The organism is Mycobacterium helveticum (assembly GCF_007714205.1).
GTDB classification, from domain to species: domain Bacteria; phylum Actinomycetota; class Actinomycetes; order Mycobacteriales; family Mycobacteriaceae; genus Mycobacterium; species Mycobacterium helveticum.
Genome location: NZ_VMQU01000321.1, coordinates 1 through 803 on the forward strand (window position 1 = coordinate 1; position 803 = coordinate 803).

Below are 803 nucleotides of genomic sequence, written 5' to 3' on the forward strand. Positions count from 1 at the left end.
CCGGGGGGCGGGTCCCCGGGGCAAACCCCCCCCCCCCCCCGGCGGCCCACCACCGGGGGCGGGGGGGGGGGTGTCTCCCCGGCGGGGCGCCGGCGCCGCGGCGGTGCGCTGTCGTCGGACCGGGCGTCGGCGCGCGGTCCGCGCCGCTGGGTCTCGCGTCAAGGGGTGGGGGCATGACACCGTCCGACCAGCCCGTGCGCCAGGTGATCGAGCGCGCGCTGCGAGCCAGCGGCCTGACCTACTCCGAGAGTCCCGGCTCCCATGGGGGCCCGCCGGGGCTCGTCGTGGAGCTGCCCGGGGAGCGCAAGCTCAAGACCAACACCATCCTGAGCATCGGGGAACACTCGGTGCGCGTCGAGGCGTTCGTGTGCCGCAAACCGGACGAGAACCACGAGGGCGTCTACCGGTTCCTGCTCAAGCGCAACCGCCGGCTTTACGGGGTCGCCTACACCCTCGACAACGTCGGCGACATTTATCTGGTGGGCAGGTTGTCGCTGGCCTCGGTCGACGCCGACGAGCTCGACCGGGTGCTCGGGCAGGTGCTCGAGGCGGTGGACTCGGATTTCAACACGTTGCTGGAGTTGGGTTTCCGGTCGTCGATCAAGAAAGAGTGGGACTGGCGGGTGTCGCGCGGGGAGTCGCTGAAGAACCTGCAGGCGTTCGCCCACTTGATCGACGAGGACGACGATGCAGAGCGCGAAGCGCGATGAGGAGGAGTCGAGCAAGGATCGACGAGGACGACGATGCAGAGCGCGAAGCGCGATGAGGAGGAGTCGAGCAAGGATCGACGAGGACGACGATGC

1 pseudogene is annotated in these 803 nt (G+C 70.1%); it reads left to right on the forward strand.

Features of this window, described 5'->3' with window-relative positions:
- Positions 1-173: 173 nt before the first annotated feature.
- A pseudogene (locus FPZ47_RS27715) lies at positions 174-717 on the forward strand (type III secretion system chaperone family protein); the annotation flags it as partial.
- Positions 718-803 lie beyond the last annotated feature (86 nt).